Here is a 15,748-nt window from a genome sequence, read left to right as displayed (position 1 = left end):
GGCGCGCCCGCGCGTTCGGAACAGGTAAGTAATCGCCGGGAAAACCGACGGCGCGTGAATCGGACCGTACGGCGAGCGGGTGCGTTCGCGCTCGTCGGATCGCTCGTACTCGCCGTCCCCGTCGTCGGCCGCGTCGCCGTCGTCATCCCGGCGGTGGTGCTCGCGTTCACGGCGGCCGTCGAGTCCGGCCCGCTCTTCGAGTTGTTCGCTCGCCCCGGCGACCGCGAGGAAGACCGGCTCTACGGCCTCATATCGTTCACGCTGGCCGCGACCGGCCTGGGCATCCTCGGGTTCATCGCCGCGCTCCCGCTGGAGGTGTTCGTCGGCACGGTCCTCCTGCTCGTGTGGGGGAACCTCGCGAGCGAACTCGTCAAGCAACGGTACCCGGACCCGTTCGCGGCGAGCGCCGGGTTCGCCGCCGGCGGCGCCGTCGCGTTCGTTCCCGGAGCGGCGTTCGCGCTCGTCCGCGAGGGTGCGACCGTCAGCCTCCCGGAACTGGCGTTCCTCGGCGTCGCCGGCGCGGTCATGGGCGCGCTCGTCCGCGCGGCGCTGTTCGAGCGCGACGACCCGCTCGTGCTCTGGTCGGTCGCGCTCACGCTCTGGTTCCTGAACGACCTCGTCGTCGCCCCCGACCCCGGCGAGGTCGCGCTCGCCGTCGGCGTCACCGTCGCCTTCGGGTACGTCTCGTACTACCTCGAGACTGCGAGCGTCCCCGGGATGCTCACGGGCGTCCTGCTCGGCCTCCTCACGATCGTCCTCGGCGGTCTGGAGTGGTTCGCGGTCCTCATCGCGTTCTACGGGCTCGGCGGGCTGTCGACGAAGTTCCGGTACGAGGAGAAGGCCGAGCGCGGCGTCGCGGAGGACAACGACGGCGCGCGCGGGAGCGGGAACGTCCTCGGGAACTCGGCGGTGGCGCTCGGCGCGGTCGTCGGGTACGCCGCGGTCGGCGCGGGCCACGTCCCGCTCGCGGAGGAGGTGTACCTGTTCGCGTTCGTCGGGTCGCTCGCGACCGCGATGAGCGACACGCTCTCGAGCGAGGTCGGTGCGGTGTACGACGAGCCGCGGCTCGTGACGACGGGCGCGCGCGTGGAACCGGGGACCGACGGCGCGATCACGTGGCAGGGGGAACTCGCCGGCCTCGTCGGTGCAGCACTCGTCGCGGGTGTGGCGTTCGCGCTGTTCCCGGCGGTGGACGTCGCGGGCGCGGGCGTGGTGTTCGTCGCGGGGTTCGTCGGGATGACCGCCGACAGCGTCCTGGGTGCGACGATCGAGGACACGCTGGTCGGGAACCAGGGCGTGAACTTCCTCGCGACGCTCGCGGGCGCGCTCGTCGGCGGCGGCCTCGCCGTCGTCGCGCTCGACGTCGCGCTCTCCCTGCCGTGACCGTCCGCGCCGCCACTCGCGTCGACTTGCCGACGATCCGCGTCCTCCAGACGCACCTCCCGGAGCCGGTCGAGGACCTGTTCGCGGACGGCCTCCCGGGTGGCGTCACGGTCGTCGCCGTCCCCGATCGAGCGCCCGAGACGGACGGATCCGACGGTATCGACGGGAGCGCGTACACCGCTCCGGTCGGGTACGTGCACGCGTACGACACCGGGTACGTGTCCGAGCTCGTGGTCGCGCCCGCCAACCGCGGCCGCGGGCACGGTCGTGCGCTCCTCTCGCGTGCGCTCTCGGAACTGCGCTCGCGCGGCGTCGCGGCGGCGACCCTCGAGGTCGCTGCCGACAACGACCGCGCGCGCTCGCTCTACGAGGACCTCGGGTTCGAGGTCGCCGCCCGTCATCCCGGCCGCTACGAGAGCGGCGACGGCCTCCGGATGACGCGCTCGCTCGGCCTGGCGTAGCGCTCGACCGACGCGGCAGGTCGCCGCCCGATCCCCCGCCACGTGGGGCGCTCTGGCCGGCGATAACGCCCCTATAACTTTGCACGCGCCGCTACAGGACCGAGTGGATGAGCGACACTGGGTCAGACGACGTCTTCCATCGACAGCTCCAGACGGACGTCCGCGAACCGGCCGAACAGGTGGCCGAACACGTCGCGAACATCGCCGGCGAGGAGGTGACGGACCTCGAGAGCACGTGGGAGTGCTTCGACCACCTCCTCGACGAGATCTTCCAGGATCCGCCTGCCCCCGACGCGCAGGTACAGGTGACGTTCACGTACGAGGGCTACCGCATCACCGTCGAGCAGGACGGGCACGCGACGTTCGTTCCCGTCGGCGACCCGCCGACGTGACCCGGTTGTCGAGCGAAATACTGGCTTGAGGCCGAGTAACGGCGTCCTACCTCGGCTGTATGTTCATGGTTAGCAATTATATCAGTCGGGCCGTTACTCCCGTACCCATGCTATCCGGACCCACCGAGCAGGTACTCCACAGACGTCTGGACCTCGACGGCCCCGAACCAGCGATCCAGGTCGCCGAGCACGTCGCGGACATCGCCGACGAGGACGTCGACGACCTCTCGAGCACGTGGGAGACGTTCGGGGACGTCATCGCCGACCTCTTCGAGGACCCGCCCGCGCCCGACGCACAGGTACAGGTGACGTTCACGTACGAAGGCTACCGCATCACGGTCGAACAAGACGGCCACGCGACGTTCGTTCCCATCCACGACCCACCGACGTGACCGTCGGTCCAATCCCGCTCGAGACGTCCGCACCGGTCGATGGTTCAGACCGTGAGGTCGGCGGCGGTCCGGATCCGGACGCTCGTCGGGCGCTTCACGAAGTCTCCGAAGGAGTCGGCGACGACGTGGTCGACGCCGCGCTGGGACGCGACGTCCAGTACCTTCTGCGTGAGTTCGCCGTCGAGGACGACGGCGTGCGGGTCGACGGCGGCGTCCCGTAGCAACTCGAACGCGTCCGCGGCGCTCGCGCTCCCGAGCGTCTCGTACTCGTCGTCGAGCAACCGGACCTCGCCGGTGCCCTCGTCGACGACCGCCGCGACGTGCTCGCGGAGCGACGTCGGCGCGCTCTGCGACGCCTCCGGCGCCGACGGCTCCTCGACCGACGCCGACTCACCGTCGGACGCAGCCTCGACGTCTGAGGCTGGCGCTGCGTCCGACGCCGCCTCGGCGTCGTCAGTCATCGCCGACGAGGCACCGTCCGTCGCGTCCGGCGTCGTACTCGGGCCGTCGGGGTTCCGCGTCCCGTCGTCCGGCGTCGCCGCTGTCTCCGCACCCGAGGCGTCCGTCGGCGACCCCGACCCGTCGCCGTCCGCCGGTGCCGGCGTCGCGCTCCCGTCCGTCGCCGCGACCGCCTCGCGCGGGTCGTTCGCGCCCGCCACCGTCTCGTAGGGCACCTTCTCGCGGAGCGCGTCGAACACGTCGTGATGCGAGAGGTCCTCGACCGACTTGTCCGCGGGCGCGAGCGCGACGTAGTCCACGTCCCCGACGTCCGCGAGCTCCCGGAGGATGAGGTCCCCGCCGCGGTCGCCGTCGAGGAACGCCGTCACCGTCCGCTCCGCGGTCAACTCCGCGATCACGTCCGGGACGTTCGTTCCCTCGACCGCCACCGCGTTCTTGATGCCGTACTTCAACAGCTGGAGGACGTCAGAGCGACCCTCGACGACGATGATCGCGTCGCTGTCCGCGACCCGCGGACCCGCCGGGAGGCCGTCGTACTCCGTGACGTCCTCGACGCGCACGTGCTCGCGGACTTCCCGGAGGATCTCGTCGCTCGACATCACCGAATCGTCGAACGCCGAGTTCAGGAGCTCCTTCGCGCGCTCGACGACGCGACGGCGCTTGGCCGCCCGAACGTCCTCGATGTCCGCCACCTCGCAGCGCGCCTGGCACGGCCCGATCCGCGTGAGCGTCTCCAGGCTCGCCGCGAGCGTCGCGGTCGCGACCCTGTCCAGACCGCTCGCGATCGTTATCGTCCCCTCCGTCTGGCCGCGCGTGACGTCGGCCTCGACGTCGATGCGACCGACCTTCGAGGACTGCTGTAACTCCCTGAGGTCGAGCTCCTCGCCGAGCAACCCCTCGGTCTGTCCGAAGATCGCGCCGACGACGTCGCTCCGCTCGACGACCCCATCCGCTGTGAACGTCGCGTGAATCAGGTACTTTGCTGTGTCTTCCATGGTGAACTGGCCCCGGCGGGGGCCGACGTGTCTCCGCTGGCCTGAAGGGCCCCGCTGCTACCGCCCCGACGCGAGGCGGCCTCGCTCCCGATGCCCCGCGATGGAGCGGTCGGTCTGCTGATGCCCCGCGATGGAGCGGTCGGTCTGGCGTTCCCCCGCGAGGGGGCTACCGCGTCGTAACCGCGTGATGATGCCCGACGTGGGCGCCGCGTGAGGCCACCGCGATGGGTGGCGCGTGAGTGTATCGTGACAGTGAACTCGTGCATGCTGCACGAACTCGTCGACAGTACGTGGCCGAATGGTGTATACTTGTTGCAGGGATCGCGTCCGACGCACCCTGCCCGACACCCTCCAGGTGACTCCGCGGTCGACGGTGCGGGGTGCCCGCAGTGATGCGGGACCGCGCTCAACGGTACGGGGACGCGGAGTACTGGTAGGCGATGAGCGCGACGAGGACGACGAACCCGCCGAGGAAGAACATCGCGCCCGGCGGGAGGCCGCCAGCGAGCAGGTCGCCGCCGCCGGCGCCGCCGCTCGCGGCCGTCGTCGCCGCGTCGGCCGCAGTCCGGGTCGACTCAGCGGCGACGTTGAAGCTCTCGTTCCCCGCCGCCATCTCCGTCGCCGGTTCAGCCGTCGTCGCCGCATCGGCGGTCGTCGCCGGCTCCGTCCTCGCCGCTTCGGTCTGCGTCGCCGCCTCGACGGTCGTCGGCTCGCCGGTCATCGCACTCGTCTCCTCGCCGCCGCCGCTCGCGGTCGTCGTACTGTCGACGTCGTTGATGCCGACGTCGGCGCCGTCGCCGCCGTCACCCTCGCTCGTCGTCGACGCCGTCGTGCTGGCGGCGTCGCCCGCGGCCTGGTCGTCGCTCGCGGCGGTCCCCGACAGTTCCGTCTCCGGGCCCGGCGCACTGCCGTCCGAACTCGCACCGGTGGTGGCGAGGCCACCGAACAGTTCCTGCCACCCGTACTGCACGAGGAGGCTGGACGCGAGCAGGACGCCGACGCCACCGACGAGACGACTCAGCGCCGTCCGGATGCGGCTCGCGCGAGACTCGTCGCTCGACACGATGAGCGGGCCGTCCTTCGGCGCGTACACCTTCATCTCGTTCCCGCGCGAGGAGTACCACGTGTCGACGACCTCGATCAGGCCCGCCTCCGAGAGGTTCTCCAGGTGGTACCTGACGTTCTGGATCGAGGAGTCGACCGCGTCCGCGACGTCGCTCGCCGTCATCGGCTCCTCGTGCAGCGCCGTGAAGATCGAGCGCGCCGTCTCCGAGGAGAGCGCACCGAACACCTTCTCGGCGTCCTCGCCCTCGAGGTCGACGACGCGCGGCGCACGGTCCTGCGGGACCTCTGTCTCCGACTGGAACGGGAGGAGCCGCGACATGCCTTACCTGCACAGTTGGCCCATACCCTAAAGCCGGTTTCGCAAGCTGAAAACTCGTTTTGAGCTACGTCGACCCGTCGCTTCCTGCCGATTACCCGATCGAGGCCGTCCGGCGGGTCGCGAAGCGAACGCGTCGGTGAAAACCCGACCGTACCCTCGAGCGGGTAGGTACCACGCACGTTTCACCGACCGATCGGACGACCGAACCCGGCTCGATTCGCCTGCTGACGCCGGACTCGCAACGCTGGTTCGTCGGTCGAACCGCGCAGAATAGCCGAACGGAGCTGACGCCCCGTCTCCGTTCCGCCTCGCTCAGACGCCGCGGCCCTGCATCTTCTCCTCTTCGGGCAGGTCGACGTTCGCGTCGCCCTTCATCGACTTCCCGAGGTTCGACGCGATCTCCGCGAGCGTCTCCGGGTCGTCGTGGTTGTTCACGGCCTGCACGATCGCTTCGCCCATCGCCTCGGGGTCCTCCGCGCCGAAGATCCCGGAGCCGACGAAGATGCCGTCGCACTCGTGGTACATCATCAGCGCCGCGTCCGCGGGCGTCGCGATGCCGCCGGCGGCGAAGTTCACGACCGGGAGCCGCCCCATCTCGGCGGTCTCGTGCACGAGCTCGGCGGGCGCCTCGTTCTCGCGCGCCCACTTCTCGCGCTCCTCCCAGTTCATGCCCTCGAGCTGGCGGATCGAGCCCTTGATCGTGCGCTGGTGGTGGACGGCCTGGTTCACGTCGCCCGTCCCGGCCTCGCCCTTCGTGCGGATCATCGCCGCGCCCTCGTCGATGCGACGCAGGGCTTCGCCGAGGTTCCGCGCGCCGCAGACGAACGGCGCGGTGAACTCGCGCTTGTCGATGTGGTAGGCGTCGTCCGCGGGCGTCAGGACTTCGCTCTCGTCGATCATGTCCACGCCGACGGCCTGCAGGATCTCGGCTTCCTTCCGGTGGCCGATGCGGGACTTCCCCATGACGGGGATGGAGACGGAGTCGACGATGTCCGCGACGTCCGCGGGGTCGGCCATCCGCGCGACGCCACCGCGCTTGCGGATGTCAGCCGGCACGGCCTCGAGCGCCATCACCGCGACGGCGCCGGCCTCCTCGGCGATCCTCGCCTGCTCTTCGTTCACGACGTCCATGATGACGCCGCCCTTCTGCATGCGAGCGAACCCGCGCTTGACCAGGTCGGTCCCTCGCTTGAGGTCCTCCAGGTCGGTCTCGGTTGGCATGCACGACGATTGCACCCGGTCGCACTTATACGGTCCGCAACGGGCGTCGCCGACCGGTGTCGAAGGACGCCGCGAACGGGGGTGGTGGCGCGGCCGCCGTTCGCGCGGACGACTTGGGGTGGCGGCGCGGACGCGGTTCGCGTCGCCGACCGGGGTCGTCGTCCGCGACCGGGAGTGATTTGTGGGAGCCACGCACAGGGTGGGCGTGATGGAGCTGTTACGCGACGAGTTGCCGGCCCGTGAAGACCTGCCGTGGTACGTCGCGCCCGTTCCCGAGGCGATCGAGGACCTCGGCCTCCGCCTCGTCTGGCTGGTGGTCGCGACGAACGTCCTCGGGACCGCGTTCGGGTTCTACTACTACGGCATCGACCCCCTGGCACCGGGCTTCGTGTGGGAGGGCAGCCAGTTCGCGTTCGAGCCGCTCGCGATGTGGCCGTTCGTCCCGGACTCGCCGGTCGCGACGCTGTTCATCGCGCTCGCGTTCGGCGCGTGGGCCGTCGGCCGGTCGAACGAGTACCTCACGGCGCTCGCGTTCTTCGGGTGCCTGAAGCTCGGCGCGTGGACGCCGTTCGTCCTGCTCGCGTTCCAGAGCGACTTCGCGTACACGGGCGCGCTCATGTACAACTTCCTGTTCTGGAGTCACCTCGCGATGGTCCTCCAGGGGTTCGTCCTCCACCGGATCGGCGACTTCCCCGTGAAGGCCGTCGCCGTCGCCGCGGGCTGGTACCTCCTGAACGACGTCGTCGACTACTTCGTTCCCGTCGTCGGAACGCCGCATCACACGGTCATCCCCGCCGAGGAGGTGACCGCGAGCGGCGTCGTCCACACCCCCGGCCCGCACCGCATCGCGGCCGCGGGCGCCGTCGTCCTCACGGTGCTCGCGACGTTCCTCGCGCTCTCGACGCGCGCGAAGAAACTGGAACGCCGTCGCGTCCGCGAGTAGCTCGAAGCGACGGTCGCAGTGACGGTCAGTGCACGACGACGACCGCGCGGTCGGTCTCGACCATCTCGCCGCTCCCGGCGTACGTGCGTTCCTCACGGACCTCGAACTCGTCGCTGGCGAGGACTTCGCCGGCGACGTGCAGTTCGCCGTCCGCGATCTCGTAGTCGCCGTCGGCGATCGCGCTGTCGAAGTCGTTGACCTGTCCGCCGTACTTCGGGCCGAGCGTTGAGTAGTCCAGGTCGACGTCGACGACCGCGGTCGTGATGTCCGGGGACTCTTGGTGGACAGTCAGATTGTCGACGTGCATGACGCCCGTGATGGCGTCCTCGAACCCGGTGACGGACCCGAACACCTCGACGTGATCGAGGTCGGCGTTCAGCGCGAGCTGGGCGTCGGTCTTGTACTTCCGCAGCGCACTGATGACCTCCATCGCGGTCTCGCCCGCTTCGAGGTCCGCGTCGTACCCGCGGACGTCGGGCCAGTCCTCTAAGTGGACGCTCGTCTCGGTCGCGTCGACGTCGTCGCGGTCGCCGGCGACGTAGTGCTCGTGCCAGAGTTCCTCGGTGACGTGAGGCATCACGGGCGCCCAGAGTTTGAGGAACGTCTCGTGGGCGAGCGCGAGCGCGTACCGCGTCGACTCGCTGTCGCGCTCCTTCGCGATCTCGAGGTAGTCGTCGCAGAACGTCCCCCAGAAGAACGTCCGCAGGCGATTCCGGGCTTTCGCGTACTCGTGGTCCTCGAAGCGCGCGCTGAGGTCCGCGACGAGGTCGTCGAGTTCGGCGAGCAGCCACTCGTCGAGCGTGTCGAGGTCGTCGGGCGCGTCGCGCTCGCTCGGCGGCGTCGAATCCTCGTCGGTGAGGCTATCGACCAGTTTGCTCGCGTTCCAGAGCTTCCGGATGAGCTTCTCGCCGGCGACGATGTCCGTGTCGCTGTAGGGGAAGTCGTCGCCGACGCCCGAGGACGCCGCCCAGTACCGGATCGCGTCGATCGGGTACTCGGAGACGACGTCCGCGGGGTCGACGATGTTCCCCTTGGACTTGCTCATCTTCTCGCGGTTCTCGTCGAGCACCCAGCCGTTGATGAGGACGCTATCGAAGGGGACCTCGCCCGTGTGCTCGTAGCACTTGACGACCGTGTGGAACAGCCAGAAGCTGATGATGTCGTGGCCCTGCGGGCGAACGTCGAACGGGTAGAGTTCGGGGTGTGCGAGGTCGCCGGCGGCGAGTTCGCCGTCCCCGAGCGTCTCGGGGTCCCAGTCCGCGTTGATCAGCGGCGTCAGGCTCGAGGTCGCCCACGTGTCGAGGACGTCCTCCTCGGGGCGGAACTCGCCGTGCCCGCACTCGGGGCAGGCGTCGGCGGGTGGGTCGTCAGCGAGCGGATCCGCGGGCAGTTGCTCGCGCTCCGCGAGGACCTCGTGGTCGCACTCGGTGCAGTACCAGACCGGGAACGGGATGCCGGAGTCGCGCTGGCGCGAGATCAGCCAGTCCCACTCCAGGCCCTCGATCCAGTGCTGGTACCGCGAGAACATCTTCTCGGGGAACCAGTCCATCTCGCGACCCGCCTCCAGGTACTCCTCCTTGTGGTCGAGGAGCTCGATGTACCACTGGCGCGAGACGCGGTACTCGACGTCCGTCTCGCAGCGCTCGTGGACCTGGACCGCGTGCTCGTGGGGCTCGCGGTCGACGAGGTGCCCGGCGTCGTCGAGGTCCTCGACGATCGCCTCGCGGGCCTCTTTCGTCGACAGGCCCTCGTAGTCTTCGGCGAGGTCCGTCATCGTCCCGGACTCGTCGATCGCGACCCGCAGCGGGAGGTCGTGGGCCTGGTACCACTCGATGTCGTTCTGGTCGCCGAACGTACAGCACATCACGACCCCGGTACCCGTCTCGAGATCGACGCGGTCGTCCTCGATGATCGGGACCTCGTGCCCGAAGATGGGGACTTCCGCGGTCTCGCCGACGAGGTCCTGGTTCTCGTCGTCGTCGGGGTGGACGAAGACGCTCACGCACGCCGGCAGCAACTCGGGCCTGGTCGTCCCGATGACGAAGCTCTCGCGGCCGCTCTCGGTCGGTTCCGCGAGGTCGAACCGGACGTCGTTGAAGTGCGTGTGGCGGTCGGCGTCCTCCATCTCGACTTGCGAGATCGCGGTCTCGCACTCCGGGCACCAGATCGCGGGGGCCTTCTTCCGGTACTCGCGGCCCTGCTCGTAGAGGTCGAGGAACGATAGCTGCGAGATCCGCTGGACGCGCGGCTCGATGGTCTTGTACGTACTCGACCAGTCGATGCTCATCCCGAGTTCCTGCATCTTCCCCGTGAACTCGGCCTCGTACGTCGAGCAGACCTCGCGGCACTTCTCCTGGAACTCGCGACGCGAGTAGTCCTGGTGGCGGATGCCGAGCTCGTCCTCGGTCAGGCGCTCGCTCGCGATGCCGTTGTCGTCGTACCCGAACGGGAACAGGACGTGGTCGTCCGCCATCCGGTGGTAGCGCGCGGCGAAGTCCTGGAGCGTGTGCCCGTACACGTGCCCCATGTGGAGGCTCCCCGAGACGGTCGGCGGCGGCGTGTCGATGCTGTAGACGGTGTTCGGGTCGACCTCGGGATCGCCCTCGTAGGCGTACACGTCCTCGTCCACCCACGTCTCCTGCCACTCCTCCTCGATCCGGTCCGGCTCGTAGTCACCTGCTGGCATGTGTTCTCTTGTTCGGTTTGTCGTGCATTCGGCTGTTAAGGTTCTCGATGCGCGGCCGCGACGGACGGCGCACTCGCTCGATGAGATGGCGATGCTGTCGACGATGCCGGAGCTCTCCCGTACTCGCCTCGGCGACTCCGCGGTGACGGCGCGAATGCTCGCGACTGATCGGTCGCGAGCGGCGTCGAGAGAACGAAGGCACCGCTGTCAGACCAGGGGACATACTACGGCGACAGCGTGGTGCTCCATGCTCGTGCATGAACGCCGAGGCTGCAAAAGCGTAGCGATGGTGTGGGACCGAGACAGTCGCGGACGAACGCGTCAGGCGAGCGCTCGAGCGCGCTCGCGGAGCCCTCGCGCGACGACGTCGCGGACGGCCGGGGGCTCGTCGTCGAGGACGCGCTGGAGGTGGTTCATCGCGCGGACCGTCGCGAGCAACTGGTAGGTCTCGCCGTGCGCGCCGTACTCCACTGGGACGCGACCGGCTCGCTCGCGGTAGCCGTCGAGGAGGGCGTCCGCCGCGAGATTGCGTCTGTCCGGGTGGTCGTCGCGGTGGACGCGAACGCCACCGGTCAGGACGTCCGCGACGACGGCGAGGTCGTACCCTGGCGTGGTCGCGAGCGCGAACGCCCAGTCGATGACGCTCGCGACGTCGCCGCCCTCGTCCGCGAGCACGACGTTGTGGAGGCCGTGGTCGATGCGGGCGAGCACGGGGTCGAACTCGAGGTCGCCGCGCTCGCTGGCGGTCTCGAGCGCGCGAACGCGGTCGTCGAGCGCGGCGCGCAGGGGCGAGCGGCAGTCCGCGAAGCGCGTGCTTTCGAGGTTCGAGCACTCGAGGTCGACCCAGTCCGCGACGACGTCGGGCCAGTCCGGGCCGCCGTCGACCACCGCGAACGCGTCCGCACTGGCGCGAGGCCGGCCGCCGTCGAGCGGGCCGTCGCCGCTCCACGCGACGGTGCCGAACCGATCGACGACGTCCAGGTCGTGCAGCTCGGCGAGGAAGCGCCCGGTGGTCCGGGCGAGCCGTGCGAGCGCGTCGGCGTCGAGGAGGCGGTGGTCGTCGACGTGCCCGTCCCGGTCGACGTGCTCCATCAGGAAGCACGGCGTGGGAAGTCGAGCGCGCTCGTCGACGACGCCGTACACCGTCGGGACCGGGATCGACGTACGGTCGGCGACGAGCGCGAGCAAGCGCGGTTCCGCGTGCACGCCCCCGCCGTCTGCGAACTCCGGCGGCGTCGCCTTCAGAACCGCCGAGTCGGGACCGTCCGGGGCATCGAGATCGAGAACGTACACCGCGAGGTGCCCCCCGTCCGCGAGGGTCGCGTCCGCGACCTGCCACTCGGGCGCGACGGCGGCGACTGCGCGTTCGATGACGTCCCGCGAGAGCGACCGAGGGTCGTCGTCACCGTCGGTCATCGACCGAATCCACGCCCGCCATTCGCAAGAACGTTCCCGTGTCTCGGTAGCGTACCGCTCGCCCTTGCCCACTCTCGACGTAACGGGTCCGCGACGAGCGCGGATGTCACTCGGGCTCGGGGGGCTTCGGCGAGACGTCGTATCGCTTGAGGAACCGCTGGACGGCTTCGTCGGAGCCGACGAGCGTCAGGCGCTCGTAGCCCGTTAACTCCCGCTGGGGGTCGACTGCGGTGGTGGTTCCTGCGTCGTCCTCGACGGCGATGACGCGACAACCCGTGCGCTCGTAGATGTTCGAGTCGGCGAGCGTCGATCCCGCGAATGGCGCCGCCGACACGCGAACCAGCCGGATCTGGCTCGCCGGCGCCAGGACGTCCTCGCCGCGCAGCTCCATGGCGACCAGCCTCGCACTCACCCGCGGGACCGAGAGCACGTAGTCCGCGCCGGCACTCAGCGCCTTCCGGGTGGCGCCCGCGTCGCTCACGCGCACGAGTATCTCGACGTCCTCGTTCAGTGACCGCGCCAGCACGGTCGTCAGGAGCGAGGTCGAGTCGTCGGGGAGCGCCACGATGACGGCGTCCGCTTCCGCGACGCCCGCCGCCTCCAGGACCTCCCTGGACCCGGCGTCGCCGACGACGTCGACCCCGTCCCGCTCCGTCACGTCGATGGTCACCGCCTCGATCCCGGCATCGGTGACGACGGACTCCGCCGCCTCCCCGACCTCTCCCCGGCCGGCGACGACGATGCGGTCGTACTGGCGGTGCACGCGCCCCTGCCGGGTGACGTCGCTGAACGCTTCGAGGGACTCGCGCGCACCCGAAACCAACAGGACGGTGTTCGGTCGGATGACCGAGTCCGGGTCGGGCGGCAACTGGAGTTCGCCGTCGATCCACGCCGCGATGACGTTCGCGCCCGTACGCTCTCGAATCTGCGAGTCCCGAATCCGCGTCCCGACGAGCGGACTCTCGTGGTCGACTGGGACCTCCGTTACCTCGATGTCGGCCCCCAGGGCGACCGTGTCGGTGAGTTCCGCACTGAACGAGGAGATCGCCTTCTCAGCGAGTCGACGCCCGAGCACGGCGTGAGGCGACAGCACCGTGTCCGCGCCAGCGGACTGGAGGACGTCCCGCATCTCGCTGTCGTCGGTGAGCGCGATCACGTCGACGTCCTCGCGCACCGATCGCACGGTCAGTATCGTGTTCACGTTCGCGCCCTCCGCGTCAGTGATGACTGCGCGTGCCGTCCCGATGCTCGCTCGTTCGAACGCGGACGCGTCCTGGGGCGAGCCGTGGATGACGGAGTAGCCGTCGTTGGACAACTCGAGGGCGTTCTCCTCGTCAGAGGCGATCAGGACGTACTCGATGCCGAGCTCGCGGAGTTCGTCGAGGAGGACCTTCGAGTCGCGGCGGTACTCGCAGACGATGACGTGATCGCGCTTGGGCGACAGCCGGTCGTCGAGTTCCACGTCCGCGTCCGCGAACAGCGGGATGACGATGAGTCTGAGCGTGAAGAACCCGATCGCGATGCCCGAGACCTGCGTGAGGACGACGAACAGGAACATCGCCGGATGACTCCAGTGCCCCGAGTCCTGGCCGTACCCCGTCGTCGTCATCGTCTGGACGACGAACTCGAGCGACGCGAAGATCGACTGGTTTACGCCCTCGAGCTCCGCCATCATGACGTTGTACACGACCGTGTAGAGGCCGACGAGGGCAAGGAGTCCGGTGAGGTAGTAGACGACCAGCCGGTTCCGGCGGGAGAGGTTGGTGACCGACAGCGACTTGGGAACGTGAACCATGCGGGCGTACACCAACAATTCGACGGCCGAACGACAAAAGTTCGCCGTCTCGGCGGTCGCGGTGGTGGCGTCGCCGGCGGGTACCGTCGATCACTCCCCGTGGCGGCCGTCGCCGTGTGCGCGCACCCAGAGTTCGCCGATCCGCGACAGTCGCGTCCGGTAGGACTTCCCCGCGCTCTCTTGCTCGATGTAGCCTTTCCCGCCGGGGCCGAGGCGGTCGACGTTGTAGATCACTTTCGACCGGAACGAGTCCGAGTACTCCTCGTTCAGTTCCTCGGCGAGTGCCTCCGCGAGTTCGCTCACGGACGCGAACTCGCCGTGCTCGCCGAGTTCGAACAGGATGACTTCCTCGAACGGTTTCACGTTCGAGAACGACGCCACCGGGAGTTCGATGACGTGACTGCCGTCGATCTCCTTCGCGCCGATCGTCGTCCCGCGCTCGTCGAACTCCGAGAGGAGGTCGCGGGACGTCTCCAGGCGCTCGGCGACGCGCTCCTCGAGGTCGCCGTCGACGCCCGCCGCCTGGAGGTCGTCGAGGAGGTCCTGCTGGCGCCGCAGTTCCTCGGCGAGCTCGGTCTCCAGGTACTTCTCGGGCGCCGTGTAGTACGTGTGGATGAACTCCCGTTCCTCCTCGCGCTCGACCATCAGCGAGTGCGCGGCGGTCGCGAACGCGAACGACACCGTCCGCGGCATCGCCGCGATGTTCACCCAGACCTCGTTCCCGCGGTCGAGCTCGGCCGTGATGAGGTCGTACGCCTGCTCGAACGCCGCGTCGTAGTCGTAGACGTCCGCCACCACCACGCGCTCGGTGTCCGCGCCCAGCAAGTTCCGGAAGTCCTGCTCGAGCTTCTCCGAGAGGTTCTGCGAGTACTCGACGTTCGCCTCCGACCCCACCGCTCCCTCCAGGAGGATGACGCGCTCCACGTCGAACTGGTCGCGCACGAGCGGCGCGATCAGCCGGTCGTAGTCGAACCCGACCGGCACGATGTGCGTCTGCATACCTCCAAGCAACGCGGCGCCGCTAATGAAACCCCGTACGTGCGATGCCTCGGAGAACCGTGGGATGGCTCCGTGACGCTGCGCGGACTTCCGTCAAGCGGTGACGGCACCCGAAGGTCTTTGCTTGGGTAACTCCGACCGTCGACCAAGCATGAGTGTACGCGTCGGCGTCCTTGGCGCCACCGGTGCAGTCGGACAGCGACTGATCCAGCTTCTCGACCCCCATCCCGACTTCGAGATCGCGGCGTTGACGGCGAGCGAGTCGAGCGTCGGCCGGCCGTATCGCGAGGTCGCGAAGTGGCGCGTGGATTCACCGATCCCGGAGGACGTAGCGGAGACGACGGTTCGCGAGACGGACCCGAGCGCGGTGCCCGACGACGTGGACCTGATCTTCTCGTCGCTCCCGTCGAGCGTCGGCGAGCGCGTCGAGCCGGCGTTCGCGGAGGCGGGGTACGTGGTGTCCTCGAACTCGTCGAACGCGCGGATGGACGAGGACGTGCCGCTCGTCGTTCCGGAGGTGAACGCCGAGCACATGAACCTCATCGAGGTGCAGCGCGACGAGCGCGGGTGGGACGGTGCGCTCGTGAAGAACCCGAACTGTTCGACGATCACGATGGTGCCGACGCTCGCCGCGCTCGATTCGTTCGGACTGGAGCGCGTGCACGTGTCGACGCTGCAGGCGGTCAGCGGTGCGGGGTACTCGGGCGTGAGTTCGATGGAGATCATCGACAACGTCGTCCCGCACATCGGCGGGGAGGAGGCGAAGATGGAGTCCGAGTCCCGGAAGCTCCTCGGCGAGTTCGACGGCGCGGCGCTGTCGCTACACGACGCGGCGGTTTCGGCCTCGTGCAATCGCGTGCCGACGCTCGACGGCCACCTGGAGAACGTCTGGGCGGAGCTCGACGATGACCCGTCGGTGGGCGAGGTGGAGGCGGCGATGGCGGACGCGCCGAGCGCGGACCTGCCGTCGTCGCCCGACCCGCTCGTGAAGGTGTTCGACGAGCCGGATCGGCCGCAGCCGCGCCTGGACCGCATGCTCGGCGGCGGCATGCAGGTCGCGGCCGGCGGCGTCCAGGCGACGCCGGCGGGCGTCCAGTACAACTGTCTCGCGCACAACACGATCCGCGGGGCGGCGGGTGCGAGCGTCCTGAACGGCGAACTGCTCTCGCGCGACGGCTGGCTCTGAGCGTCGCGGGGTCCTGCCGCGACCGACCGCATCGCT

Annotated in this window: 13 protein-coding genes; 6 read left to right on the top strand and 7 right to left on the bottom strand. The window is 69.3% G+C overall.

Annotation, left to right across the window (positions count from 1 at the left end; all coding sequences use genetic code 11):
• The first annotated feature begins 54 nt into the window (after positions 1–54).
• From G9C85_RS05640 to G9C85_RS05625, 4 genes are all read left to right on the top strand, one after another.
• Positions 55–1,383: a DUF92 domain-containing protein gene (locus G9C85_RS05640; protein ID WP_166037739.1), complete on the top strand. Its 1,329-nt coding sequence runs from the start codon at positions 55–57 to the stop codon at positions 1,381–1,383.
• Complete coding sequence (locus G9C85_RS05635) at positions 1,380–1,844, top strand: N-acetyltransferase (RefSeq protein WP_166037737.1); 465 nt, start codon at positions 1,380–1,382, stop codon at positions 1,842–1,844. The genes G9C85_RS05640 and G9C85_RS05635 overlap by 4 nt, the downstream gene beginning before the upstream one ends.
• 107 nt (positions 1,845–1,951) lie before the next feature.
• Complete coding sequence (locus tag G9C85_RS05630; RefSeq protein WP_166037735.1) at positions 1,952–2,236, top strand: HalOD1 output domain-containing protein; 285 nt, start codon at positions 1,952–1,954, stop codon at positions 2,234–2,236.
• A 107-nt stretch (positions 2,237–2,343) separates the two neighbouring features.
• Entirely contained in the window at positions 2,344–2,628 is a 285-nt protein-coding gene (locus G9C85_RS05625) for a HalOD1 output domain-containing protein (protein ID WP_166037734.1), read from the top strand.
• A gap of 44 nt (positions 2,629–2,672) precedes the next feature.
• Here the strand turns inward: G9C85_RS05625 and dnaG are convergent, their stop codons facing one another.
• From dnaG to pdxS, 3 genes are all read right to left on the bottom strand, one after another.
• Positions 2,673–4,082, bottom strand: coding sequence for a DNA primase DnaG (dnaG, locus tag G9C85_RS05620; protein ID WP_166037732.1), 1,410 nt, complete (start codon positions 4,080–4,082; stop codon positions 2,673–2,675).
• Between the two features lie 406 nt (positions 4,083–4,488).
• On the bottom strand, positions 4,489–5,466 hold the full coding sequence (locus G9C85_RS05615) for a helix-turn-helix domain-containing protein (RefSeq protein WP_166037730.1): 978 nt from the start codon (positions 5,464–5,466) through the stop codon (positions 4,489–4,491).
• 312 nt (positions 5,467–5,778) lie between these two features.
• Complete coding sequence (pdxS, locus tag G9C85_RS05610) at positions 5,779–6,687, bottom strand: pyridoxal 5'-phosphate synthase lyase subunit PdxS (protein ID WP_166037728.1); 909 nt, start codon at positions 6,685–6,687, stop codon at positions 5,779–5,781.
• A gap of 208 nt (positions 6,688–6,895) precedes the next feature.
• Here pdxS and G9C85_RS05605 point away from each other — a divergent pair, with 208 nt between their 5' ends.
• On the top strand, positions 6,896–7,630 hold the full coding sequence (locus G9C85_RS05605; protein ID WP_166037726.1) for a DUF1405 domain-containing protein: 735 nt from the start codon (positions 6,896–6,898) through the stop codon (positions 7,628–7,630).
• Between the two features lie 25 nt (positions 7,631–7,655).
• On the opposite strand, the gene G9C85_RS05600 is transcribed toward G9C85_RS05605, so the two are convergent.
• The 4 genes from G9C85_RS05600 to G9C85_RS05585 all read right to left on the bottom strand — a co-directional run bounded on the left by G9C85_RS05600 (position 7,656) and on the right by G9C85_RS05585 (position 14,526).
• Positions 7,656–10,316, bottom strand: a complete 2,661-nt coding sequence (locus tag G9C85_RS05600) for a valine--tRNA ligase (protein ID WP_166037724.1) — start codon at positions 10,314–10,316, stop codon at positions 7,656–7,658.
• 321 nt (positions 10,317–10,637) lie between these two features.
• A complete protein-coding gene (locus G9C85_RS05595; RefSeq protein ID WP_166037722.1) occupies positions 10,638–11,732 on the bottom strand; it encodes a phosphotransferase family protein in 1,095 nt (364 codons plus the stop codon).
• A 106-nt stretch (positions 11,733–11,838) separates the two neighbouring features.
• On the bottom strand, positions 11,839–13,527 hold the full coding sequence (locus G9C85_RS05590; RefSeq protein ID WP_166037720.1) for a TrkA family potassium uptake protein: 1,689 nt from the start codon (positions 13,525–13,527) through the stop codon (positions 11,839–11,841).
• Between the two features lie 90 nt (positions 13,528–13,617).
• Positions 13,618–14,526 (bottom strand): DUF6293 family protein, encoded by a 909-nt coding sequence (locus G9C85_RS05585; protein WP_166037718.1) that lies wholly within the window; start codon positions 14,524–14,526, stop codon positions 13,618–13,620.
• A 151-nt stretch (positions 14,527–14,677) separates the two neighbouring features.
• On the opposite strand from G9C85_RS05585, the gene asd reads away from it, so the two are divergent.
• Complete coding sequence (gene asd / locus G9C85_RS05580; protein ID WP_166037716.1) at positions 14,678–15,712, top strand: aspartate-semialdehyde dehydrogenase; 1,035 nt, start codon at positions 14,678–14,680, stop codon at positions 15,710–15,712.
• The last annotated feature ends 36 nt before the right edge of the window (positions 15,713–15,748 follow it).

It is taken from the genome of Halorubellus sp. JP-L1 (assembly GCF_011440375.1).
Lineage (GTDB): Archaea > Halobacteriota > Halobacteria > Halobacteriales > Natrialbaceae > Halorubellus.
The sequence above is the reverse complement of the archived record's forward strand: the minus strand, read 5'-3'. Positions and strand labels throughout refer to the sequence as shown.

Bases quoted from the DNA above. Each gene is read 5' to 3' on its own strand.
- G9C85_RS05630 (WP_166037735.1), top strand. From the start codon at position 1,952: ATGAGCGACACTGGGTCAGACGACGTCTTCCATCGACAGCTCCAGACG.
- G9C85_RS05625 (WP_166037734.1), top strand. From the start codon at position 2,344: ATGCTATCCGGACCCACCGAGCAGGTACTCCACAGACGTCTGGACCTC.
- dnaG (WP_166037732.1), bottom strand. From the start codon at position 4,082: ATGGAAGACACAGCAAAGTACCTGATTCACGCGACGTTCACAGCGGAT.
- G9C85_RS05615 (WP_166037730.1), bottom strand. From the start codon at position 5,466: ATGTCGCGGCTCCTCCCGTTCCAGTCGGAGACAGAGGTCCCGCAGGAC.
- pdxS (WP_166037728.1), bottom strand. From the start codon at position 6,687: ATGCCAACCGAGACCGACCTGGAGGACCTCAAGCGAGGGACCGACCTG.
- G9C85_RS05605 (WP_166037726.1), top strand. From the start codon at position 6,896: ATGGAGCTGTTACGCGACGAGTTGCCGGCCCGTGAAGACCTGCCGTGG.
- G9C85_RS05600 (WP_166037724.1), bottom strand. From the start codon at position 10,316: ATGCCAGCAGGTGACTACGAGCCGGACCGGATCGAGGAGGAGTGGCAG.
- G9C85_RS05595 (WP_166037722.1), bottom strand. From the start codon at position 11,732: ATGACCGACGGTGACGACGACCCTCGGTCGCTCTCGCGGGACGTCATC.
- G9C85_RS05590 (WP_166037720.1), bottom strand. From the start codon at position 13,527: ATGGTTCACGTTCCCAAGTCGCTGTCGGTCACCAACCTCTCCCGCCGG.
- G9C85_RS05585 (WP_166037718.1), bottom strand. From the start codon at position 14,526: ATGCAGACGCACATCGTGCCGGTCGGGTTCGACTACGACCGGCTGATC.
- asd (WP_166037716.1), top strand. From the start codon at position 14,678: ATGAGTGTACGCGTCGGCGTCCTTGGCGCCACCGGTGCAGTCGGACAG.